General features: G+C 62.7%; 22 protein-coding genes and 2 tRNA genes (1 of these 24 cut by a window edge). 21 read left to right on the top strand and 3 right to left on the bottom strand.

The window, feature by feature from the left end:
• Positions 1 to 55 (top strand) — tRNA-Arg (locus tag GJV18_RS18590) (it extends 122 nt beyond the left edge of the window).
• Positions 56 to 123: 68 nt separating this feature from the next.
• Positions 124 to 200, top strand: a tRNA-Arg gene (locus GJV18_RS13485).
• 46 nt (positions 201 to 246) lie between these two features.
• Here the strand turns inward: GJV18_RS13485 and GJV18_RS13480 are convergent.
• Positions 247 to 708, bottom strand: coding sequence for a DUF4124 domain-containing protein (locus tag GJV18_RS13480; protein WP_160346448.1), 462 nt, complete (start codon positions 706 to 708; stop codon positions 247 to 249).
• A gap of 320 nt (positions 709 to 1028) precedes the next feature.
• Between GJV18_RS13480 and mgtE the strand changes: the two genes are divergently transcribed.
• From mgtE to GJV18_RS13460, 4 genes are all read left to right on the top strand, one after another.
• Positions 1029 to 2471 carry a magnesium transporter gene (mgtE, locus tag GJV18_RS13475; protein WP_160346446.1) on the top strand — a complete coding sequence of 481 codons (1443 nt, stop codon included), beginning with the start codon at positions 1029 to 1031 and terminating at the stop codon, positions 2469 to 2471.
• A 178-nt stretch (positions 2472 to 2649) separates the two neighbouring features.
• Positions 2650 to 2901 (top strand): OadG family protein, encoded by a 252-nt coding sequence (locus GJV18_RS13470; RefSeq protein ID WP_160346444.1) that lies wholly within the window; start codon positions 2650 to 2652, stop codon positions 2899 to 2901.
• 24 nt (positions 2902 to 2925) lie between these two features.
• Entirely contained in the window at positions 2926 to 4704 is a 1779-nt protein-coding gene (gene oadA, locus GJV18_RS13465) for a sodium-extruding oxaloacetate decarboxylase subunit alpha (RefSeq protein WP_160346442.1), read from the top strand.
• 12 nt (positions 4705 to 4716) lie between these two features.
• Complete coding sequence (locus GJV18_RS13460) at positions 4717 to 5853, top strand: sodium ion-translocating decarboxylase subunit beta (RefSeq protein WP_160346440.1); 1137 nt, start codon at positions 4717 to 4719, stop codon at positions 5851 to 5853.
• 190 nt (positions 5854 to 6043) lie between these two features.
• Here GJV18_RS13460 and GJV18_RS13455 read toward each other — a convergent pair whose 3' ends face one another.
• Positions 6044 to 6361, bottom strand: a complete 318-nt coding sequence (locus GJV18_RS13455) for an Arc family DNA-binding protein (protein WP_160346438.1) — start codon at positions 6359 to 6361, stop codon at positions 6044 to 6046.
• 379 nt (positions 6362 to 6740) lie between these two features.
• Here GJV18_RS13455 and phnC point away from each other — a divergent pair, with 379 nt between their 5' ends.
• From phnC to GJV18_RS13385, 14 genes are all read left to right on the top strand, one after another.
• Positions 6741 to 7577: a phosphonate ABC transporter ATP-binding protein gene (phnC, locus tag GJV18_RS13450; RefSeq protein WP_160346436.1), complete on the top strand. Its 837-nt coding sequence runs from the start codon at positions 6741 to 6743 to the stop codon at positions 7575 to 7577.
• Between the two features lie 54 nt (positions 7578 to 7631).
• On the top strand, positions 7632 to 8636 hold the full coding sequence (phnD, locus tag GJV18_RS13445; RefSeq protein ID WP_160346434.1) for a phosphonate ABC transporter substrate-binding protein: 1005 nt from the start codon (positions 7632 to 7634) through the stop codon (positions 8634 to 8636).
• 66 nt (positions 8637 to 8702) lie between these two features.
• Complete coding sequence (phnE, locus tag GJV18_RS13440; RefSeq protein WP_160346432.1) at positions 8703 to 9497, top strand: phosphonate ABC transporter, permease protein PhnE; 795 nt, start codon at positions 8703 to 8705, stop codon at positions 9495 to 9497.
• A gap of 36 nt (positions 9498 to 9533) precedes the next feature.
• The gene (gene phnF / locus GJV18_RS13435; RefSeq protein WP_160346430.1) at positions 9534 to 10238 is read left to right on the top strand and encodes a phosphonate metabolism transcriptional regulator PhnF; all 705 of its coding nucleotides are present in this window, start codon (positions 9534 to 9536) and stop codon (positions 10236 to 10238) included.
• Positions 10239 to 10251: 13 nt separating this feature from the next.
• Positions 10252 to 10728, top strand: a complete 477-nt coding sequence (gene phnG / locus GJV18_RS13430; RefSeq protein WP_178113455.1) for a phosphonate C-P lyase system protein PhnG — start codon at positions 10252 to 10254, stop codon at positions 10726 to 10728.
• Entirely contained in the window at positions 10728 to 11339 is a 612-nt protein-coding gene (gene phnH, locus GJV18_RS13425; protein WP_160346428.1) for a phosphonate C-P lyase system protein PhnH, read from the top strand. Before phnG ends, phnH begins: the two co-directional genes overlap by 1 nt.
• Positions 11339 to 12430, top strand: a complete 1092-nt coding sequence (locus GJV18_RS13420; protein WP_160346426.1) for a carbon-phosphorus lyase complex subunit PhnI — start codon at positions 11339 to 11341, stop codon at positions 12428 to 12430. The genes phnH and GJV18_RS13420 overlap by 1 nt, the downstream gene beginning before the upstream one ends.
• Positions 12427 to 13305 carry an alpha-D-ribose 1-methylphosphonate 5-phosphate C-P-lyase PhnJ gene (locus GJV18_RS13415; protein WP_160346424.1) on the top strand — a complete coding sequence of 293 codons (879 nt, stop codon included), beginning with the start codon at positions 12427 to 12429 and terminating at the stop codon, positions 13303 to 13305. Before GJV18_RS13420 ends, GJV18_RS13415 begins: the two co-directional genes overlap by 4 nt.
• Complete coding sequence (gene phnK / locus GJV18_RS13410; protein WP_160346422.1) at positions 13302 to 14111, top strand: phosphonate C-P lyase system protein PhnK; 810 nt, start codon at positions 13302 to 13304, stop codon at positions 14109 to 14111. The genes GJV18_RS13415 and phnK overlap by 4 nt, the downstream gene beginning before the upstream one ends.
• Positions 14112 to 14163: 52 nt before the next feature.
• Positions 14164 to 14889, top strand: a complete 726-nt coding sequence (gene phnL / locus GJV18_RS13405; protein WP_160346420.1) for a phosphonate C-P lyase system protein PhnL — start codon at positions 14164 to 14166, stop codon at positions 14887 to 14889.
• Positions 14879 to 16024: an alpha-D-ribose 1-methylphosphonate 5-triphosphate diphosphatase gene (locus GJV18_RS13400; RefSeq protein ID WP_160346418.1), complete on the top strand. Its 1146-nt coding sequence runs from the start codon at positions 14879 to 14881 to the stop codon at positions 16022 to 16024. The genes phnL and GJV18_RS13400 overlap by 11 nt, the downstream gene beginning before the upstream one ends.
• On the top strand, positions 16024 to 16587 hold the full coding sequence (gene phnN, locus GJV18_RS13395) for a phosphonate metabolism protein/1,5-bisphosphokinase (PRPP-forming) PhnN (protein WP_160346416.1): 564 nt from the start codon (positions 16024 to 16026) through the stop codon (positions 16585 to 16587). Before GJV18_RS13400 ends, phnN begins: the two co-directional genes overlap by 1 nt.
• The gene (gene phnP, locus GJV18_RS13390; protein WP_160346414.1) at positions 16578 to 17342 is read left to right on the top strand and encodes a phosphonate metabolism protein PhnP; all 765 of its coding nucleotides are present in this window, start codon (positions 16578 to 16580) and stop codon (positions 17340 to 17342) included. Before phnN ends, phnP begins: the two co-directional genes overlap by 10 nt.
• 196 nt (positions 17343 to 17538) lie before the next feature.
• The gene (locus tag GJV18_RS13385; protein ID WP_160346412.1) at positions 17539 to 18762 is read left to right on the top strand and encodes an MFS transporter; all 1224 of its coding nucleotides are present in this window, start codon (positions 17539 to 17541) and stop codon (positions 18760 to 18762) included.
• 75 nt (positions 18763 to 18837) lie between these two features.
• Here GJV18_RS13385 and GJV18_RS13380 read toward each other — a convergent pair whose 3' ends face one another.
• A complete protein-coding gene (locus GJV18_RS13380) occupies positions 18838 to 19305 on the bottom strand; it encodes an Lrp/AsnC family transcriptional regulator (RefSeq protein ID WP_160346411.1) in 468 nt (155 codons plus the stop codon).
• Between the two features lie 199 nt (positions 19306 to 19504).
• Between GJV18_RS13380 and GJV18_RS13375 the strand changes: the two genes are divergently transcribed.
• On the top strand, positions 19505 to 22972 hold the full coding sequence (locus GJV18_RS13375; RefSeq protein WP_160346409.1) for an indolepyruvate ferredoxin oxidoreductase family protein: 3468 nt from the start codon (positions 19505 to 19507) through the stop codon (positions 22970 to 22972).
• The last annotated feature ends 74 nt before the right edge of the window (positions 22973 to 23046 follow it).

The following is a 23046-nucleotide window of genomic DNA, read 5'->3' as shown; positions in this document are numbered from 1 at the left end:
GAGTACTCGGCTACGAACCGAGCGGTCGGAGGTTCGAATCCTCCTGAGTCCGCCATATACGAAGCACCTGCCAAGGCAGTTGATTCGGGCAGCCAGCGGTGATCTGGTCTAAAAGCACCCAATGGACTCATAGCTCAGCTGGATAGAGTACTCGGCTACGAACCGAGCGGTCGGAGGTTCGAATCCTCCTGAGTCCGCCACACAAGAAGGGCCTGCAGTGATGCAGGCCCTTTTTCTTTGCGCGCTTTATTTTCGGCTGACACAGCCTGTCTGGTCGAAGTTGATGCGCTGCTCGGCATACTGATATTGCGTTTTGCCATTGCGGCTACTGATTCTGTCGGGCTTGCCCAAGGCGTTTTCCACGTCGCGGCGGCTCATGCCGCTACGTATCTGTTTCTTGATGATGTGGTGTCGTCGCTCGCGGCTGCTGAGTAGGTTGCCGCACCCGTCATCCTGCTCGCCGACTATCACAAGTGCTTGCGCTTCGGGCTTGTTGCGGCTCTTGGAGGGTTTGCTGGGGTGTTGTGGGCTTTCGCTGAGGTTGGGTTTGCCCAGCTGCTGACGTTGTTGCTGGCTACCTGTGGGGCAGCCGTACTGGCTAAAACTGATGCTGCCGTCGCCAGCCTGGCAGCGGAACAGCTCGGTGGCGGAGGCGGTGAGAGGGAGAATCAAGATGGCGAGCAGGCTATAGCGATGCAGTCCAAGCATTGGGCGTCCTCCATGACGGTCAATGGATAAGGCTAGTCGAAGGGCTGGAACCTGCCACTGGTGTCCTGGCGGGTTTATTCGGCGTCGCACCTGCAATCTGCGATGAAAGCTCAAGTTTGTGGTGCAAGCGCTTGTTCCGGGCCGCTTTGTCACATGCAAAGCGGCTGGCTGGTGTTATCATTTGCAGTGTCAGCCCCGCCGGGGCTTGTGGAATACCACCATGGACTTACCCAGTAGTTACTCAGAATCCCGATTGTGCAATCACCCGTTGATTGATTGACCCTCTTTGGCCTGCGCTGCCGCTGGGGGTGGAGCATGCCATGACTGAAGTAGAAGCCAAGAAGCCGCAAGAAAGCCTGCAGGATCGCCTGGCCCAGGTGGTCGAACTGCTGCATCGTCACAAGGTGGTGGAGGACCTGACCCATCGTCAGGAAGGCCAGCACCATGACCGGGTGGAAAACCTGGTGCATCGGCAGAACCTGGCCGAGTTGCAGCGCAAGCTCGACGAGCTGCACTCCGCGGACGTTGCCCACATCCTTGAAGCCTTGCCGCTCGATGACCGTCTGACCGTGTGGCAGCTGGTCAAGGTCGAGCGCGACGGCGACATCCTCCTCGAAGTATCCGATGCGGTGCGCGAAACCCTGCTCGCCGACATGGACGATCATGAGATTCTCGCTGCGGCTAGGGAGATGGACGCCGACGAGCTGGCCGATCTGGCTTCCGAGTTGCCTCGTGATGTCGTCCATGAGCTGATGGAGTCGCTTGATGCGCAGCAGCGCGAGCGGGTGCGTTCGGCCCTGTCCTACGAGGAGGATCGGGTCGGTGCGCTGATGGACTTCGAAATGGTCACCATTCGCGAGGATGTCAGCCTGGAAGTGGTGCTGCGTTACCTGCGCCGCTTGAAGGAGCTGCCCGGGCATACCGACAAGCTGTTCGTGGTGGATTACGACGGGGCGCTCAAGGGGGTGCTGCCGGTCAAGCGTCTGTTGGTCAATGATCCGGACAAGCTGGTCAGTGAAGTCATGGCCACCGATCCGGTGAGTTTCCACCCGGACGAGGATGCCTATGATGCGGCCCAGGCCTTTGAGCGCTACGACCTGATTTCCGCGCCAGTGGTGGACAAGAACGACAAGCTGATCGGGCGCCTGACCATCGATGAGATGGTCGATCTGATCCGTGAGGAGAGCGAAAGCGAAGTCCTCAATATGGCCGGTCTGCGCGAGGAGGAAGATATCTTCGCCTCGGTATGGAAGTCGGTGCGCAACCGCTGGGCCTGGCTGGCGGTCAATCTGGTCACGGCCTTTGTTGCCTCGCGGGTGATCGGCCTGTTCGAGGGCTCCATCGAGAAGCTGGTGGCATTGGCAGCGCTGATGCCGATTGTGGCGGGTATCGGTGGTAACTCGGGCAATCAGACCATCACCATGATTGTGCGCGCCATGGCTCTGGATCAGGTGGGGGCGGGGCACAGCTCACGGCTGATTCGCAAGGAGTTGGGCGTAGGGCTGGTCAACGGCATCGTCTGGGGCGGGGTGATTGGCGTGGTGGCGTATCTGCTCTACGGCAGCTGGTCCCTGGGCGTGGTGATGACCGCGGCCATGACGCTCAACCTGCTGCTGGCGGCGCTGATGGGGGTGCTGATTCCCATGACGCTGGTGCGCATGGGGCGCGATCCGGCCATGGGGGCCAGCGTGATGATCACGGCCATGACCGACAGTGGTGGTTTCTTTATTTTTCTGGGACTGGCCAGTCTGTTTTTGCTGTAGCAGTTCTCGATCGCGGCGGTGACGCATTTTCATCAGAAAATGTCCCATTTACCGTTCTTGGGTTTGCCTCAAACGGCCGTTTCACGCTAATGTTCGCCAGCTTTGCCCGGGGCTGGCCCCCGGGCGCTCCTAATTTAATAACGAGTGCAGCCACAGGCTGCTGGCAAAAGGAGCCAAGATGACCCCTGGTGAACTGTTGCTTGAGGGTGTCGAGCTGATGCTGTTCGGGATCGGCTTCGTATTTCTCTTTTTGATCTTGCTGGTTGTAATGATTCGCATGATGTCGCGGGTCATTGAGCTCTTTGCCGCCAAGACGCCCGTACCCGTTAACGCGCCATCGGCAGCTAAACCGGTCAGCCAAGAGCCGGATGCCGACACCCTGGCCGCCATAAAATCCGCCATCCATCAGCACCGCGCTCGTCGCGGTTGATCAGGTTCTAGAGGGAGCACCTGTATGACTGCCGTTAAACAAGCACTCGGTATTACCGATGTGGTGCTGCGCGACGCCCACCAATCCATCCTGGCCACGCGCGTGCGCTTGGAAGACATGCTGCCGATCGCGCCCAAGCTCGATCAGGTCGGCTTCTGGTCGGTGGAGTCCTGGGGTGGGGCGACATTCGATGCCTGTATCCGTTACCTGGGCGAAGACCCATGGCATCGTATTCGCGAGCTGAAAAAGGCCATGCCCAATACCCGTCAGCAGATGTTGCTGCGTGGCCAGAACCTGCTGGGCTATCGCCACTACGCCGATGATGTGGTGGAAAAATTCGTCGAGCGTGCTGCTGTTAATGGCGTCGATGTGTTCCGTGTGTTTGATGCGATGAACGATCCGCGCAATCTGGAAACCGCTCTCAAGGCCGTCAAGAAGCAGGGCAAGCATGCCCAGGGCACCATTTCCTATACCACCAGTCCGGTACACACCCTGGATATGTGGGTCGACCTGGCCAAGCAGATCGAAGATATGGGCGCCGACTCGGTGGCCATCAAGGACATGGCCGGTATTCTTACGCCCTACACGGCTTTTGAACTGGTCAGCCGTCTGAAGGCCACGCTGTCGATTCCAGTGCATATGCAGTGCCACGCCACCGCAGGCCTGTCCTCGGTCGCCATTCTCAAGGCCGTGGAAGCGGGTATCGACAACGTCGATACCGCCATTTCCTCCCTGTCGATGACCTACGGTCATTCGCCGACCGAGTCCGTGGTGGCCATGTTCCAGGGCACCGAGCGTGATACCGGTCTGAATCTGGAGCTGCTGGAAGAAATCGCCGCCTACTTCCGTGAAGTGCGGAAGAAGTACGCCAAGTTCGAGGGCAACCTCAAGGGTGTCGATTCGCGCATTCTGGTTGCCCAGGTACCGGGCGGCATGCTGACCAATATGGAAGGCCAGCTCAAGGAGCAGGGCGCCCAGGACAAGTTTGATCAGGTGCTGGCCGAGATCCCGCGGGTGCGCGAAGACCTGGGCTTTATCCCGCTGGTGACTCCGACCTCGCAGATTGTTGGCACCCAGGCGGTGATCAACGTGCTGACCGGCGAGCGCTACAAGTCCATCACCAAGGAAACTGCCGGTGTGCTGAAGGGTGAATACGGCGCGGCGCCGGCGCCTTTCAACAAGGAGCTGCAGGCCCGCGTGCTGGATGGCGGCGAAGCCATTACCTGTCGTCCGGCCGACCTGCTCGAAGCCGAAATGGACAAGCTGACCGCCGAGCTCAAGGGCATCGCCCAGGAGAAGGGTATCAAGCTGGCTGCCGACGAAATCGATGACGTGCTGACCTACGCCCTGTTCCCGCAGATCGGCCTGAAATTCCTGGAAAACCGCGGCAACCCGGCGGCCTTCGAACCGGCGCCAACCGGCAAGGAAGCGCCTGCCCGCGAAGCCGGCAAGCCTGAAGTCTATACCGTTGAAGTGAACGGCAAGTCCTTCGTGGTGCAGGTCAATGAGGGTGGTGATATCGAAGGTCTCAAGCCTGTCGGTGCTGCTGCCGGTGCGGCTCCTGCTGCTGCGCCGGTTGCCGTTGGCGGTGGCGAGCCCCAGGCTGCACCGCTGGCCGGCAATATCTTCAAGGTACTGGTGCAGCCAGGCCAGGCGGTGGAGGAGGGTCAGCTGCTGATCATTCTCGAAGCCATGAAGATGGAAACCGAGATCCGTGCATTCAAGGGCGGCACCATTGGTGCGGTCAACGTCAAGGTTGGCGATGCGGTGGCGGTGGGCGACAGCCTGCTGACCATCGGCTAAGGGAGCGCGGTAATGGATAAGCTCCTTAAACTCTGGCAGAGCACGGGCTTGTATCATGTCGAGCCCGGTCAGCTGTTTATGATCGCGGTGTGCTTGCTGCTGATCTATCTGGCCATCAAGAAGGGCTTCGAGCCGCTGCTGCTGATTCCGATCGGCTTCGGTGGTCTGCTGGCCAATATTCCGGTGGCCAACATGGCCGAGGGTGCGGGCTTCCTGCACCTGATCTACGAAGTGGGCCTGCCCACCAGTATCTTCCCGCTGCTGATCTTCCTCGGCGTGGGGGCCATGACCGATTTCGGGCCGATGCTGGCCAACCCCAAGACCTTGTTGCTTGGTGCGGCGGCGCAGTTCGGTATCTTCGGCACCCTGCTCGGCGCCCTGGCGATCACCGCTATTGGCATTCCGGGGATGGAGTTCACCCTCAAGGAAGCCGCCTCCATCGCCATTATCGGGGGGGCCGACGGCCCGACCTCGATCTTCGTGACGTCCAAGCTGGCGCCGCACCTGCTCGGTCCCATCGCCGTAGCGGCCTATGCCTACATGGCGCTGGTACCGCTGCTGCAGCCGCCGATCATGCGCGCCCTGACCACCAAGGAAGAGCGTGCCATCGTGATGCAGCAACTGCGTCCGGTGGGGCAGACCGAAAAGATCATCTTCCCTATCGTGCTGTGCATTCTGATCGGTATGTTGCTGCCGGATGCCGCGCCTCTGGTGGGCATGTTCGCCATGGGCAACCTGCTGCGTGAAAGTGGTGTGGTCGAGCGTCTGGCCGACACTTCGCGCAACGCGCTGATCAACATTGTCACCATCTTCCTCGGCCTGACCGTGGGTTCCAAGCTGTCGGCGGATGCCTTCCTGCAACTCAAGACCCTGGGCATTCTGTTGCTGGGGATGGTGGCATTCTGCGCCGGTACGGCTGCCGGGGTGCTGATGGCCAAACTGATGAATATGTTCAGTGACAACAAGGTCAACCCACTGATCGGCTCGGCCGGTGTATCGGCAGTGCCGATGGCGGCGCGGGTGTCGAACAAGGTGGGCCTGGAGGCCAATCCGCAGAACTTCCTGCTGATGCATGCCATGGGGCCCAACGTGGCCGGTGTGATCGGTTCGGCAGTGGCGGCGGGTGTGTTGCTTAACTTCGTTGGCTGATCATCAGCATGATGTAGAAAAGCCGCCTCATTAAGGCGGCTTTTTTATGCGCTGATATTGGTAGGGGCGATCGGGTCATCATGCATGCCGCCTGAGGGCGGACATAAAAAAGCCACCCAATGGGTGGCTGCGACTTAATCGCGGATACAGCAAAACCGGCCGCAAGGGCCGGCTCTACCTGATGCTGAAGTCAGGCTTCTTCGTTGGCCATTTCGGCGTCATGAGCAATCAATGCCACCAGGGCATTCTGCTGACGCCGGGACAGCTGGCGGAAGCGCTGCAGCAGTTCGCGTTCATGCAGAGACAGCTCAGGGCTGTCCAGGCGCAGGTTCACCTCGTCACCCAGAGCACCTTCCTGAAGCATGCTTTGCTCCAGACGGGCGATGATCTCCGAGTTCATGCTGCGGTGATGATTGCGCGCAACATCGGCGATACGCTCACGCATGCCGTCAGGCAGGCGAACGACGAATTTGTCAGCGGTACGGCTGGAATAGAGTGCTTGTTTCATAGGGCGCGTACATTAAACCGGTTAGTTCAGGAAAGCGATACTGGCAATGAGCTATAGGATTGTCACCGGTTTGACCACCTTTAGCACTAACCGTTCAGCCAGAAAGCGACTTGTTTTCTAAATGACCGCAAGGTCTGTGAGGCGATTAATTGGCGCCAATCACATGACGCGAATTCTGGTTGAGCTAGCGGCTTTTTGCCAGCACCGATTGTCAGAAATGCGCAGTGCTAAACAAAACCTGGGCTGCAGGAAAAGCTTCAACTAATGGTCACCTAAGCGTCATGCCCCGTTAATTGGCCTGACACAGGATTTGCCTACCTTGGTCTACACCAGAGGCGGCCTTGCGCCGTGGTGTAACCGCTTATAAAGGAGGCATTCCATGGGCGCAGTGATTCGGGTCGAGAATCTCAACAAGACCTTCGGTCGTAAGCAGGCGCTGTTTGATCTGGCGCTGTCCGTCGAGCCGGGAGAAATGGTCGCGCTGATCGGTGCCTCCGGTTCCGGCAAGTCGACTCTGTTGCGTCATGTCGCGGGCCTGGCCTGCTGCGATCGCACTGGGGGCGGCAGCATTGAGGTGCTGGGCCGTGAGGTGCAGGCCGCAGGTCGCCTGCATGGCGAGGTGCGTCGTCTGCGCGCCGATATCGGCTATATCTTCCAGCAGTTCAACCTGGTTGGCCGCCTTAGTGTGCTGCAGAACGTGCTGCTCGGCTGTCTGGGGCGCATGCCACGCTGGCGTGGCAGTCTCGGCCTGTTCAGCGCCGAAGAAAAGCAGCGGGCTTTGCAGGCTCTGGCCCGTGTCGGTCTGGCCGAGCTCGCCGAGCAGCGCGCCTCGACCCTGTCCGGTGGCCAGCAGCAGCGGGTGGCGATTGCCCGTGCCCTGTGTCAGCGCGCCAAGGTGATTCTGGCCGATGAACCGATCGCTTCCCTGGATCCCGAGTCGGCGCGCAAGGTCATGCAGATTCTGGCCGACATCAACCGCGAAGACGGCACCACCGTGGTGGTCACCCTGCATCAGGTTGATTACGCCATGCGCTATTGCCAGCGCGCCGTGGCCTTGAAAGCGGGGCGTATTCATTACGACGGCGCCGCGGCCGAACTGCATCCCAACTTCCTTAACGATCTCTACGGTGCCGAGCTGCTGACTGAGCCGCAAAGCGAAGAGCGCTCGCGCCGTACGCGCAAGGCAACTGTCCCGCTGACTCTGGCCAAGGCCTGAGTACTTGTTGTTCTGCCAACCCCTGTAGGCCCATCTGCACTAGGAGTGCTTTGCATGCTCAAACGTATCAGTCGTGTTCTCGCCGCATCCACATTGCTGGCCGGTTCGGTTCTGGGTGCTGCCCAGGCTGCTGAACAGGAAATCAATTTCGGCATCATTTCCACCGAGTCCTCGCAAAACCTCAAAACCATGTGGGACCCCTTTCTGGCGGACATGAGCCAGCAGACCGGGCTGAAGATCAAGGCCTTCTTTGCCCCGGACTACGCCGGGATCATCCAGGGCATGCGTTTCGACAAGGTCGACATGGCCTGGTACGGCAACAAGTCGGCCATGGAAGCGGTAGACCGCGCCGGTGGTGAGGTATTCGCCCAAACCGTCGCAGCCAACGGCACCCAGGGCTACTACAGCCTGATGGTGGCGCACAAGGACAGCCCGATCAATTCGATCGAGGACATGCTGAAAAACGCTGCGAACCTGACCTTCGCCAACGGTGACCCGAACTCCACCTCGGGCTATCTGGTGCCGGGTTACTACGTGTTCGCCCAGAACAATGCCGACGCGGGCAAGATCTTCAAGCGCGCGCTCAACGGCAGCCATGAAGTCAACGCCCTGTCGGTGGCCAACAAGCAGGTCGATGTTGGCACCTTCAACAGCGAAGGCATGGAGCGCCTGCAAGTGACTGCGCCGGACAAGGCCGCCCAGCTGAAAGTGATCTGGACCTCGCCGCTGATTCCGTCCGATCCGATGGTATGGCGCAAGAACCTGGATGACGCGACCAAGGCCAAGCTGCGCGAATTCTTTATGACCTACGGTGACGAGCCGGCCGAGCAGCAAGTGCTGGCCGGTCTGCAGTGGGCCAAGTTCAAGGCCTCCACTGACGATCAGCTGCTGCCGATCCGCCAGCTGGAGCTGTTCAAGCAGCGCACCGAAGTGGCCAACAACGCCAAGCTCAAGGCAGAGGACAAGGCCGCCAAGCTCAAGGAACTGGATGCCGAACTGGCCAAGCTGGAAAAGCGCATGGCTGAAATCGCCAAGCAGAGCGCTGCCAGCGCGGGTTAATCGCAGCTCCCGACCCGCCGTCCATGGCGGGTCGTTTTCCTCTGCCGCTTGATTCGAGATGTTGTTATGACCACTTTGACCACCGCACCCACGCCCGAACTGGCAGCCAAGCGTTCCTGGCTGCAGCTGATCGGCTGGGGGCTGTTCTTCGTCGTATTGGCCTGGTCCTGGCAGGGCGCGGAGATGAATCCGCTGGCGCTGATCCGTGACTCCAGCAATATGGCGACCTTTGCCGCGGACTTCTTCCCTCCCGATTTCAGCAACTGGGAGCTGTACCTCAAGGAGATGATCGTCACCGTGCAGATCGCCCTGTGGGGCACGGTACTGGCGATTGTCTGCGCCATCCCGCTGGGTGTTCTGTGCTCGGAAAACATCGTGCCCTGGTGGGTCTACCAGCCGATTCGCCGGGTGATGGACGCCTGTCGTTCGATCAACGAAATGGTTTTCGCCATGCTCTTTGTGGTGGCGGTTGGCCTGGGGCCATTCGCCGGGGTGCTGGCACTGTTTATCGGCACCACCGGGGTGCTGGCCAAACTCTTTGCCGAGGCGGTCGAGGCCATCGATCCAGGCCCGGTGGAAGGGGTGCGCGCCACCGGCGCAAGCGCGCTGCAGGAAGTCATCTACGGGGTGATTCCGCAGGTTCTGCCGCTGTGGATTTCCTACTCGCTGTACCGCTTCGAATCCAACGTGCGCTCGGCCACCGTGGTCGGCATGGTCGGTGCCGGTGGTGTCGGGGTGATTCTCTGGGAATCGATTCGCGGCTTTCAGTTCGCCCAGACCTGCGCCCTGCTGATTGTGATCATTCTGGTGGTGAGCCTGCTGGACATCCTCTCGCAGCGCCTGCGCAAGCAATTTATCTGACGGAGCCGGGTGCCTGCGGGCGCCCGTTTTTTAGCCATGCACTTGTCTAGACAACCCGAGCCGCTCTACCGTGAACTGGCCGCCGTGCTGCGCGATGAGTTGCAGCGCATGAGCCCTGGCGACTACCTGCCGGGCGAGGTGCAGCTGGCCGCACGTTTTGCCGTCAACCGCCACACCCTGCGCCGTGCGGTGGATGAGCTGGTGCTCGAAGGCCGCCTGCTGCGCCAACAGGGCAAGGGCACGCGGGTGCTGGCCAAGCCGCTGATCTACCCGATGCAGGCCGGCAGTGCCTACAGCGCTTCGCTCTCGGCGCTCGGTCACACCGTCGAGGCGCAGTTGCTGGAAAGCCGCCTGCGTCCGGCCAGTTGCGAGGAGCGCGAATACCTGCAGCTGGCCAGTGGTGCGCAGTTGCTGGAGCTCTGCACCTTGCGCCTGATCGAAGGCCAGCCGGTCAGCCTGATTCGGCATGCCTTCAGTAGCAGCTACGCCGAGCTGCTGGCCGACTACCAGGGCGGCTCGCTGCGCCAGTACCTCAGTCAGCGCGGCCTGCCGCTGACCCGCACCTTCAGTCTGATCGGCGCGCGCCTGCCCAACCGCGAGGAGGCCGCGCGCCTGCTGATGCCCAAGCATGCACCGCTGCTGAGCGTACAAACCCTTTCCCGCGATCTGGCCGGGCGGCCGGTGGAGCTGTCGCTATCGACCAGCCGCGCCGACCGCTTCCAGTACCAGCTCGCCCTTTGATGGAGGCTCGTTGATGAACCGCGCAACACCGCAGAGCAAGCTGCTGCACAGCGACCCGCAGATCGCCGCCCGCCAGCGCTGGATGGGCGTACTGGCCCGCGCCGGCACCGGGCTTGCGGCCTATGAATCGGCCCTGAAGGAAGTCGACTATCAGCTGATTCGCGCCCCGGAAATCGGCATGTGTCTGGTACGCGGACGCATGGGCGGCACCGGCAGCCCGTTCAACCTCGGCGAGATGAGTATGACCCGCTGCGTGGTACGCCTGGCCGATGGCCGCACCGGCTACAGCTATGTGGCTGGCCGCGACAAGCAGCATGCCGAGCTGGCGGCCCTGGCCGACGCGCATTTGCAGGGCAGCGAACAGCCGCACTGGCTGAGCCGTCTGATCGAACCCCTGGCGGCCGTACAGCACGCCCAACAGGTGGCCAAGGCCGCCGAAACCGCAACCACCCAGGTGGAATTCTTCACCCTGGTCAGAGGAGAAGACTGATGCACGCGGTCAATAGCTCGCAATGGCTGCAACCGGCCTTCAACGACCCGGTGCTGGACGCGCAGACCAGCTTTCGCAGCGCCCTCAAGGCCCTGGCTGAGCCGGGCCTGGTACAGCCGCTGAACCGCGCCCTGGCCCTGGAAAACCTACATCCGGCTACTTACGCCCTGTGCCTGGCCTTTCTCGATGGCGACACGCCGCTGTGGCTGGCACCGCGTTTTGACACCCCGGCAATCCGCGCCAACCTGGCCTTTCACTGCGGCTGCCCGATTGTCGCCGAGCGTGAGCTGGCGCTGTTTGCCCTGCTCGATGAGACCGAGTTGACCGATTTGTCGGATTTCGACAATGGCAGCGAGCGCTACCCGGACCAGTCCTGCACCCTGCTGATCCAGCTCGATGCCCTCAGCAATGGCGCGTCCTTGCGCTGGCGTGGGCCGGGGATCAAGGACGTACGCAGCGTCGAGTTGCCGCTGCCGGCCGCGTTCTGGCAGCAGCGTCAGGCGCGCAGCGCCTTTCCCCGCGGCCTGGACTGTTTCTTCGCCGCCGGCGAGCAGGTCATCGGCCTGCCGCGCAGCACCCGTGTGCTGCTGGCTGCAGAGGAGGTGGCCTGATGTACGTCGCGGTCAAAGGTGGCGAACGCGCCATCGACAATGCCCATCTGCTGCTGGCCAAGAAGCGCCGTGGCGATACTTCCATTCCTGAACTGAGCGTCGAGCAGGTGCGCGAGCAGATGCCCCTGGCGGTGGCGCGGGTGATGAGCGAAGGCTCGCTCTATGACCCGCAGCTGGCCGCCCTGGCGATCAAGCAGGCTGCCGGCGATCTGATGGAGGCGATCTTCCTGCTGCGCGCCTACCGCACCACGCTGCCGCGCTTCGGTGCCAGCGCCGCGCTGGACACCACGCAGATGCAGCTGACCCGGCGTATCTCGGCCACCTTCAAGGACCTGCCCGGCGGCCAATTGCTCGGCCCGACTTTCGACTACAGCCACCGTCTGCTGGACTTTGCCCTGCTGGCCGAGGGCGAACAGCCGGGGCCGCAGGTTGACCCGCAGGCTGAACTGTCGCCGTGCCCACGGGTGCTGGATTTTCTTGCCGACGAAGGACTGATGGCCCGCGAAGTCGATGACGGCGCCGCCGTGCCGGATATCACCCGCGAGCCGCTGGATTTTCCCGCCAGCCGCGCCCAGCGCCTGCAGGCCCTGGCCCGGGGTGATGAAGGCTTTCTCCTGGCCCTGGGCTATTCCACCCAGCGCGGGTACGGGCGTAATCACCCCTTTGCCGGGGAGATCCGCATCGGCGAGGTCGAGGTCTGGCTGGAGCCGGAAGAGCTCGGCTTTGCCGTGCCGCTGGGCGATATCGAAGTGACCGAGTGCGAGATGGTCAACCAGTTCGTTGGTGAGAGTGCAGAGCAGGCGCAGTTCACCCGTGGTTACGGCCTGGCCTTCGGCTATGCCGAGCGCAAGGCCATGGGCATGGCCCTGGTCGACCGTTCGCTGCGTGCGGCGGAGTACAACGAGGAGGTTGAAGGCCCGGCGCAGCAGGAAGAGTTCGTGCTGATGCACTGCGACAACGTCGAGGCCGCCGGCTTCGTCTCGCACCTGAAATTGCCGCACTACGTCGACTTCCAATCCGAGCTGGAGCTGATCCGCAAACTGCGCAAACAGGCCAGCGAGCAGCCCGCCGCCGAGGAGCAACGCGCATGAATGCCCAGGCCCAAACGCAGTATGCAACTGAGGTTGGCTATAACTTCGCCTACCTAGACGAGCAAACCAAACGCATGATCCGCCGTGGCCTGCTAAAGGCCGTGGCGGTTCCCGGTTATCAGGTGCCGTTCGGTGGCCGTGAGATGCCGCTGCCCTATGGCTGGGGCACCGGCGGCATGCAGCTGACCGCCGCGATTCTCGGCGCCGAGGATGTGCTTAAGGTGATCGATCAGGGCGCAGACGACACTACCAACGCGGTGTCGATCCGCCGCTTCTTCGCCCGCACCGCTGGGGTTAAAACCACCACACGCACGCCCGAGGCGACTGTGATTCAGACCCGTCACCGCATCCCGGAAACGCCGCTCAATGGCGATCAGATCATGGTCTATCAGGTGCCGATCCCCGAGCCGCTGCGCTTTATCGAGTCCTCGGAAACCGAGACTCGCACCATGCATGCGCTGGAAGACTACGGCGTGATGCACGTAAAGCTGTACGAGGACATTGCCACCTTCGGCCATATCGCCACCAGCTACGCCTACCCGGTGACGGTGGATGAGCGCTACGTGATGGACCCGTCACCGATCCCCAAATTCGACAACCCCAAGTTGCATATGAGCCCGGCGCTGATGCTGTTCGGCGCTGGCCGCGAGAAGCGCCTGTACGCCGTGCCGCCCTACACCCAGGTGGTGAGTCTGGACTTCGAAGATCACCCGTTCGAGATCCAGCGTTGGGACGAATGCTGCGCCCTCTGTGGCAGCCAGGATTCCTACCTCGACGAGCTGATCGTCGACGACGCCGGCAGCAAGCGTTTCGTCTGCTCCGATACCGACTACTGCATGCAACGCCGTGACCTTGAAGAGGAGGGCGAGCAATGAGTGCTGCCGAACAACTGCAGGTATCCACTGAACTGGCGCAGCCGCTATTTAGCGTGCGCGACCTGACCCGCTTGTACGGCCTGGAGAAGGGCTGCCAGGGCGTGTCGTTCGATCTGTATCCGGGCGAGGTGCTGGGCATTGTTGGCGAGTCCGGCTCGGGCAAGTCGACCCTGCTCAGCCTGCTCTCCGGGCGCTGCCCGCCGGATCGCGGCACGGTCAGCTATCGCGATACGACCGGCAACTGGGTTGATCTGTACAGCGCCAGTGAAGCGCAGCGGCGCACGCTGCTGCGCACCGAGTGGGGCTTTGTCGAGCAGAACCCGCGTGACGGCCTGCGCATGGGCGTGTCGGCCGGGGCCAATATCGGCGAGCGGCTGATGGCTCAGGGCGTGCGCCATTACGGCGAACTGCGCGCGGCGGGAATCGACTGGCTTAAGCAGGTGGAGATCGACCCGCTGCGCATTGACGACCTGCCGCGCACCTTCTCCGGCGGCATGCAGCAGCGCTTGCAGATCGCCCGCAACCTGGTGTCCAGCCCACGGCTGATCTTTATGGACGAGCCCACCGGCGGCCTCGATGTGTCGGTGCAGGCGCGCCTGCTCGACCTGTTGCGTGGCCTGGTGCGCGAACTGGACCTGGCGGTGGTGATCGTCACCCACGACCTGGCGGTGGCGCGCCTGCTGGCGGACCGGTTGATGGTGATGCGCCGCTCGCGGGTGGTGGAGGCGGGGCTTACCGACCAGATTCTCGATGACCCGCAGCATCCCTATTCGCAGTTGCTGGTGTCGTCGGTGCTGCAACCCTGACGTGTGTGCAGCCCGGATTGCATGCGGGCTGCCGGTAAATATGAGGTCAATCATGAATACGCTTATCGAGGTCTCCGGCCTCAGCAAGACCTTCACCCTGCATCAGCAGCACGGCGTGGTGCTGAATGTATTGAGCGGGCTGCATTTCAGCGTGCGTGGCGGCGAGTGCCTGGTGCTGCATGGGCAATCCGGCGCCGGCAAGTCGACCTTGCTGCGCACCCTGTACGGCAATTACCTGGCCGCCGGCGGCAGCATTCGCGTGTTGCACAACGGCGAATGGGTCGAGCTGGTGGGTGCCGAGCCGCGCCAGGTGTTGGCGGTACGCCGGCAGACCCTGGGTTATGTCAGCCAGTTTCTGCGGGTGATTCCCCGGGTCGCCACCCTGGATGTGGTGATGGAACCGGCCCTGGCCCGTGGCTGGAGCAAGGCCGATGCCGAGGCGCGGGCGAAAAGCCTGCTCAGCCGGCTGAATATCCCCCAGGCCCTCTGGCAACTGGCCCCCGGCACCTTCTCCGGCGGCGAGCAGCAGCGGGTGAATATCGCCCGCGGCTTTATGGTCGCCTGGCCGCTGATGCTGCTGGATGAACCTACAGCTTCGCTGGACGACGCCAACCGCCAGGTGGTGCTGGAACTGATCGCTGAAGCCAAGGCCGCAGGTTCCGCGCTGATCGGCATCTTCCACGACCGCACCGCCCGTGAGGCGGTGGCCGATCGCTTTTTTGATATGAGCCAGGACATGAGCGCTGCGGCGCAGCAGGAGTATATCTATGCCGGTTGAACAGATTCTGACCAACGCGCGGATCGTCACCGCCGAGCAGGAGTTTGTCGGCACCCTGGTGCTGCGTGACGGTCTGATTGCCCAGGTGGAGGAGGGCGTTAGCGGCTTGCCCCAGGCGCAGAACCTGAACGGTGATTACCTGCTGCCTGGCCTGGTCGAGCTGCACACCGACAACCTGGAAAAATACATGAGCCCCCGGCCGGGAGTGGATTGGCCCTCGGCCTCGGCGGTGCTGACCCACGATGCGCAGATCGCCTCGGCCGGCATTACCACGGTGTTCGATGCCCTGGCCATCGGCGACGTCAATCCGCGCGGCAAGCGCATGCAGCAATTGCCGGCGATGCTCGAAGCGATTGCTTCAGCGGCAGCGGCCGGGCATATGCGCGCCGATCACCGCCTGCACTTGCGCTGCGAGGTTTGCCACCCGGATACCCTGGCCGTGTTTCGCGATCTGGTGGGGCATTCGCTGGTGCAGCTGGTGTCGGTGATGGATCATGCGCCGGGCCAGCGCCAGTTCGCCAAGGAAGACAAATACCGCGAGTACTATATGGGTAAGTACCACTTGAGCGAGGCGGAGATGAATGCCTTTATCGTCGAGCAGGTGGACAACTCGCGGCAGTACAGCGATCGCCAGCGCCGCAGCATCGTGGCCGACTGCCAGGCCCGGGGTATTTCCGTGGCCAGCCATGATGATGCGACCCTGGCCCATGTGCAGGAGTCGGCGGGTTTCGGCATGTCCATCGCCGAATTCCCAACCACCCTGGAAGCAGCCAAGGCCAGCCACGAGCTGGGCCTGAAGGTGTTGATGGGCGCACCGAATATCGTGCGCGGCGGTTCGCACTCGGGCAATATCGCCGCCGCTGAACTGGCTCAGCAGGGTGTGCTGGATATTCTCTCCAGCGACTACTACCCGGCCAGCCTGCTGCAGGCTGCGTTGCTGCTGGCCGGGCAGGATAACGGCTATGATCTGCCGCGGGCGATTGCCACCGTCAGCCGCGTGCCGGCACAAGCGGCGGGGTTGCATGATCGCGGCGAAATCCGCGTTGGCCTGCGTGCCGACCTGGTGCAGGCGCAGGTGCATGGGGGCCAGGCAGTGATCCAGCAAGTCTGGCGACAAGCACAAAGGGTGTTCTGATGAGCGGCCGCTTGATCTATCTGATGGGGCCTTCGGGCTCGGGCAAGGACAGCCTGCTGAATGCCGTGCGCGTGCGCCTGGCCGAACGGGGTTGTGTGATCGCCCGTCGGGCTATCACCCGCTCGGCGGAGGCGCTGGGTGAGGACGCGATTGCCCTGACAGCGGCCGAGTTCGAGGTGCAGGAAGCCGCCGGTGCCTTTGCCCTGAGCTGGCGCGCCAACGGCCTGGCCTATGGCATTCCCCGGCAGATCGATGACTGGCTGGCGGCGGGGCAGGATGTGCTGGTCAATGGTTCGCGGGGGCATCTGGCCCAGGCGCGCGAGCGTTATCCCGATCTGATCGGTGTGTTGCTCTCGGTCGAACCGGCGGTGTTGCGTGAGCGCTTGCTCAGGCGCGGCCGTGAAAGCATCGAGCAGATCGAGCAGCGCCTGGCGCGTAATGCTCAGTTCGATGCCGCCAGCGCCGAGCGTGATGGCCTGCATCTGCTGGATAACTCCACGTCGATTGAGCGTGCAGGGGACAACCTGCTGGCACTGATCGGGGCCAGCCGCGCATGCGCCTGACCCTGCTCGGCACCGGCGATGCCCGTCAGGTGCCGGTGTACAACTGCAGCTGCGCGGCTTGCGACAGCGCGCGGGTTTACCCCGCGCGGCGTCGTGGCCCCTGCTGTGCCCTGATCGAATGCGGCGCGCAGCGCTGGCTGATCGACTCGGGTCTGACCGATCTCACCGAGCGCTTCCCGCCCCATAGCCTGAGCGGCATTCTGCAAACCCATTACCACGCCGATCACGCCCAGGGCCTGCTGCACCTGCGCTGGGGTCAGGGGCTGATTATTCCGGTGCACGGCCCGGATGATCCGGAGGGGTTAGCCGACCTCTACAAGCACCCCGGTATTCTCGATTTCAGCCAGCCCTTTGCCGCCCACGAGCGGCGGCAGCTGGGTGAACTCAGCGTCACGGCGCTGCCGCTTAATCACTCCAAGTTGACCTTTGGCTACTTGCTGGAGGGCCCAGAGGTAAATGGAGAGCGCAGGCGTATCGCCTACCTCACCGACACTCTCGGTGTGCCCGACGCCAGTGCCGAGGTGTTGCGCCAGCAGTCGCTGGATCTGCTAGTGCTGGACTGCTCCACCGCACCGCAACCCATCGCCCCGCGCAACCACAATGACCTGACCCGCGCGCTGGAAGTGGTCCAGCAGCTGCAGCCGAGAGAAACCGTGCTGACCCATATCGGCCATAGCTTCGACGCCTGGCTGCTGGATAACCCCGGCGCCTTGCCGACCGGTGTAAGTCTGGCCTTTGATGGGCGGGTGTTATGAGCAGGCTGTCAGCGTGCGTAGGATGGGTTAGCCGCCTGTCGCGCTTGCCAGGCTTCATCCTGTATGGGCCACGGCGTAACCCACCATCGACGCAACACGCTCTATCGCTTGGTGGGTTACGCGCCGCACGGCTATTGCAATTGGCTTATCGAACGGTGTTCAGCGTCGCTAACCCACCCTACGAGTTGGCGGTGTTATGAACGCCCGTCGCGTGACGCTGCTGCTATGCGGCGCGGAAACCCTGGGCATGGCTGGCTTTGCTTTGTTTGCTGCCTTGTTGCCGGATTTTCAAGCGCTCTGGGGGCTGACTAATACCCAGGCGGGCTGGATCGGTGGCGGCTTCTTTCTCGGCTATATGCTCGCGGTGCCGGTTCTCACCGGGCTGACCGACAAATACGATGCGCGGCTGATCTACCTCGCCGCGATTCTGCTGACGGCGGTGGCCAATGCCGGCTTTGTCTTCTCCGATGGCTTCTGGTCTGCCCTGGCCTGGCGGGTGCTGGCCGGTGTCGGCCTGGCGGGCACCTATATGCCGGGGCTCAAGGCCCTGGCCGAACGCATCGAAGGACCGGCGCAGTCGCGGGCGGTGGCCTTCTACACGGCGAGCTTCGGCCTGGGCACGGCGCTGTCCTTTATCCTCGCCGGCGAGCTGGCCAAGTTTGGCGGTTGGCAGTTGCCGACCCTGCTCAGCGGTGTCTGCGCGCTGCTGGCCTGGGCCATGATCTATTGGGGCCTGCAGCCCAAGGCGGTGGTACAACATGCACCACGCAAGCTGCTGGACCTGGCCCCGCTGAAAAATCGTGCGGTGCTCGCCTACTGCCTGGCCTATGCCGTGCATAACCTTGAGCTGTTTGCCCTGCGCGCCTGGGTGGTGGCCTTTGTGGTGTTTGCCGGGCAATGGCAGGGCAGCGATCCCTGGCTGTCTGCCACCTGGGTGGCGATGTTGGTAACCCTGATCGGCATGCCTGCGAGCATCTTCGGCAACGAGCTGGGGCTGCGTTTTGGTCGGCAGCGCTGGCTGATCGCGGTGATGCTTAGCTCGGCCGTGCTGGCGCTGTTTATCGGCCTGAGTGCGGCCTTGCCGTTCTGGCTGATGCTGGCGCTGGTGCTGCTCTACAGCATCACCGTCACCGCCGACTCCGCCTCGCTGACGGCCGGGTTGATTGCCGCCGCCCCGGCCAGCCATCGCGGCGCGGCCATGGCGCTGTATTCCTGCACCGGCTTTAGCGGCGCCTTTCTCGGTCCATTGCTGTTCGGCATCAGCCTGGATCTGTTGGGCGATCAGAGCCTGTTGGGCTGGTGGGCGGCCTTTGCCCTGGTCGGGGTGATCCTGCTGCTCGGCCCGTTGTCGCTCTGGTGGGCGGGAAGGGCGAAAGGCGAGGGGGCCAAGGTCGCAGCGTTGCAACCCGAGTCTGCATAGGGCGATAAGGCAAAGCGGTGGACAAGCTGCGCGTTGTCCACCCTACGAATGGCCACCACAACGTAGGGTGACCCTTCAATCCAACGGCAATTCAGTGGTGCGTTTGACCTCGCTCATGGCGATATGCGAGTGGGCCTCCTGCACATGGGGGCGCTGCAGCAGGTGATCGCGCAGAAAGCGCTCGTAGTCGGCGATATCGCGGGCCACCACCTTGAGCAGGTAGTCCGAGCCGCCGGCCATGGTGTAGCACTCCAGCACCTGGGGGTAACCCACCACCGCCTGCTCGAATTCCTCCAGATTGCCGCGCCCGTGGGCCGACAGTTTGATATCGACAAACACGGTGATGCTGAAGCCCAGTTGCTTGTGACTGAGCAGGGCAACCTTGCGCTCGATAATGCCTTCTTCCTGCATGCGGTGAATCCGCCGCCAGCAGGGCGATTGTGATAACTCCACCTTCTCGGCGATCTCGGCGGCGGAGAGGTCGGCGTTGTGTTGCAGCAGGCGGAGAATCTTGCGGTCGATAGGGCTGAGTTTTTCTTGCATGACTGTTTCCAATTTTTTGTTCTTGTTGAATTAATCATGCGCAGTATCTGTAAAACGGCCTGCAAATAGAAAGAATTTATCAGTACCGCTCGGTCATATTCTTAGCCAGTCGTTACGCCCGGTGATCCCGGACGTGGCAGAACAGGGTGGCACCCACCGTTGCCAACCCGGCTCTTCATAAGAATAAAAGGAGCACCCCATGTCTCTGGCCGAGATCCGCCTGGATGACAAGTACCGCCTTGCTACCGGTCACCTCTACCTGACCGGCACCCAGGCGCTGACCCGCCTGCCCATGCTGCAGAAGCAACGTGACGCCGCCCATGGCCTGAATACCGCGTGCTTTATTTCCGGCTACCGGGGCTCGCCGCTGGGCAACCTCGATAAGAGCCTGTGGGACGCCAAGCAGTACCTCAAAGAAAATCACATCCACTTCCAGCCGGGCGTCAACGAAGAGTTGGCCGCCACCTCGGTGTGGGGCAGCCAGCAGACCAGCCTGTTCCCGGGTGCGCGCTACGACGGCGTGTTTGCCATGTGGTACGGCAAGGGCCCGGGTGTGGACCGTTGCGGTGATGTGTTCAAACACGGCAACTCGGCCGGCGTTTCCGAGCATGGCGGCGTGCTGCTGCTGGCGGGCGACGACCATGGCTGCAAATCTTCCAGCATCGCCAACCAGAGCGAGCATGCGTTTATCGCCGCCTCGATCCCGGTGCTCAACCCGGCCAACGTTCAGGAAATTCTCGACTACGGCATCATCGGCTGGGAGCTGTCGCGCTACAGCGGTTGCTGGGTGGCGCTGAAAACCATCGCCGAGAACGTTGATTCCTCCGCCGTGGTGGATGTCGATCCGCTGCGTATGCAGGTGAAGATTCCCGAGGATTTCCAGCTGCCGGAAGACGGCGTGTATATCCGCTGGCCGGACCCGCCCCTGGCCCAGGAAGCGCGCCTCAACACCTACAAGATCTACGCCGCCCGCGCCTTTGCGCTGGCCAACAACCTCAACCAGATCAAGCTCGATTCGCCCAACCCGCGCCTGGGCATTATCACCACCGGCAAGTCCTACCTTGACGTGCGCCAGGCCCTGGATGACCTCGGTCTGGACGAAGCGCTGTGCGCTCAGGTTGGCCTGCGTGTGCTCAAGGTCGGCATGAGCTGGCCGCTGGAACCGGTGTCGGTGCATGAATTTGCCGAAGGCCTGGACGAGATTCTGGTGGTCGAGGAAAAGCGCAGCATCATCGAAGACCAGCTCACCGGCCAGCTGTACAACTGGCCCGTGGGCAAGCGCCCGGTGGTGGTCGGCGAGTTCGACGAAGCCGGCCATTCGCTGCTGCCGAACCTGTCCGAGCTGACCCCGGCGATGATCGCCCGCGCCATCGCCAAGCGCCTCGCGCCGATCTACAGCAGCCCGCAGATCGAAGAGCGCCTTGCCTTTCTTGCGGCCAAGGAAGCCTCGCTGGCCGCGCCCAAGCACACCACCGTGCGCACTCCGCATTTCTGCTCGGGTTGCCCGCACAACACCTCGACCAAACTGCCGGAAGGCAGCCGCGCCCAGGGCGGTATCGGTTGCCATTACATGACCCAGTGGATGGATCGCAACACCGATACCTTTACCCAGATGGGCGGCGAGGGCGCCACCTGGATCGGTCAGGCGCCGTTTACCGACACCCCGCATATCTTCCAGAACCTCGGTGACGGCACCTACTTCCACTCCGGCCAGCTGGCCCTGCGCGCGGCAGTGGCTGCCGGGGTGAATATCACCTACAAGATTCTCTACAACGACGCGGTGGCCATGACCGGCGGCCAGCCGATCGACGGCGAGCTGCGCGTCGATCAACTGAGCCAGCAGGTGTATGCCGAAGGGGTAAAACGCATCGCCCTGGTCACCGACGAGCCGGAGAAATACCCGACCCGCGCCACCTTTGCGCCCATCGTCACCTTCCACCATCGCCGCGATCTGGATGCCGTGCAGCGTGAGCTGCGCGAGTTCAAGGGCTGCTCGGTGATCATCTATGACCAGACCTGCGCCACCGAGAAACGCCGTCGGCGCAAGCGCGGCAAGCTGGTCGACCCGCAGAAGCGCGCCTTTATCAACCCAGCCGTGTGTGAGGGCTGTGGCGATTGCAGCGTCAAGTCCAACTGCCTGTCGGTGCTGCCGCTGGAAACCGAACTGGGACGCAAGCGCGAGATCGACCAGAACGCCTGCAACAAGGATTTTTCCTGCGTCGAGGGCTTCTGCCCGAGCTTTGTCACCGTGCATGGCGGGGCCTTGCGCAAGCCGGAGGCCGTGGGCCTGGGCGCGCTGTTTATCGCCCTGCCGGAACCCAAGCAGCCGACCCTGGAGCGGCCGTGGAATATCCTCCTGCCGGGTGTCGGCGGCAGCGGCGTCACCACGGTCGGCGCGTTGCTGGGCATGGCCGCGCATATCGAAGGCAAGGGCTGCAGCGTGCTGGATCAGGCCGGCCTGGCGCAGAAGTTCGGCCCGGTGGTGACCCATATCCGCATCGCCGCCAAGCAGGACGATATCTTTGCCGTGCGCATTGCCGCCGGGGAAACCGACCTGCTGCTCGGTTGCGATCTGGTGGTGTCGGCCAGCGAAGAAGCCCTGGCCAAGCTGAATGACAAGATCGCCCATGCGGTGGTCAACAGCCATGAAGCGGCCACCGCCGAATTCACCCGCAACCCCGACGCCCAGGTGCCTGGCGCGGCCATGCGCGAGGCGCTGATCGAAGCGGTGGGGGCGAGCAAGACCCACTTTGTCGATGCCAGCCGTCTGGCCACCCGCCTGCTCGGCGACAGCATCGCCACCAACCTGTTTATGCTGGGTTTCGCCTACCAGAAGGGTCTGGTGCCGGTGTCCGCCGAAGCCATCAACAAGGCCATTGAGCTTAACGGTGTGGCCGTGCCGCTCAATCAGCAGGCCTTCCTCTGGGGCCGGCGCGCCGCCCATGACCTGGCCGCGGTGGAGAAGCTGACCAAGCCCGTCACAGTCGAGGCGCCCCATTGCCAGAGCCTGGATGAGCTGGTCGCCGACCGCATGCAGCGCCTGACTGCCTACCAGAACGCCGCCTATGCCGAGCGCTATCACCAGCTGGTGGAGCGCGTACGTCAGGCTGACAAGGACGCCGAGCAGCGCCTGAGCAAGGCCGTGGCGCGCTACTACTTCAAGCTGCTGGCCTACAAGGACGAGTACGAGGTGGCGCGGCTGTACAGCGATGGCAGCTTCCTCAAGCAACTGGCCGAACAGTTCGAGGGCGACTACCAGCTGCAGTTCCACCTGGCGCCCAGCTGGCTGAGCAAGCCCGATGCCCATACCGGCGAGCCGCGCAAGCGCACCTTCGGGCCCTGGATGCTCAAGGCCTTCGCGGTGCTGGCCAAGTTCAAGTTCCTGCGTGGCACGGCTCTGGATCTGTTCGGCTACAGCGCCGAACGCAAACTTGAGCGCGAGCTGATCGACGACTACGAACAGAACCTGGAGTACCTGCTCAAGGAGCTGCGGACCGACAACTACCGCACGGCGCTGGCCCTGGCCGAGCTGCCGGAGCAGATCCGCGGCTATGGCCACGTCAAGGAACGCAGCCTGGCCAAGGTGCGCGAGCAGAGCAGTCAGCTCAAGGCACGCATGGTTGTCAGCCAGATCGCCGCCGTGCAGCTGTTCGAACCGGCTGCCTGATTTCCCCCGTCATCTTTGCCGCCCTCTCCTGCCCGGGAGAGGGGCGGCCTTTTTACAACAAGAAAACCGAGGAA

The organism is Pseudomonas xionganensis (assembly GCF_009763245.1).
Classification (GTDB): Bacteria; Pseudomonadota; Gammaproteobacteria; order Pseudomonadales; family Pseudomonadaceae; genus Aquipseudomonas; species Aquipseudomonas xionganensis.
The sequence above is the reverse complement of the archived record's forward strand: the minus strand, read 5'-3'. Positions and strand labels throughout refer to the sequence as shown.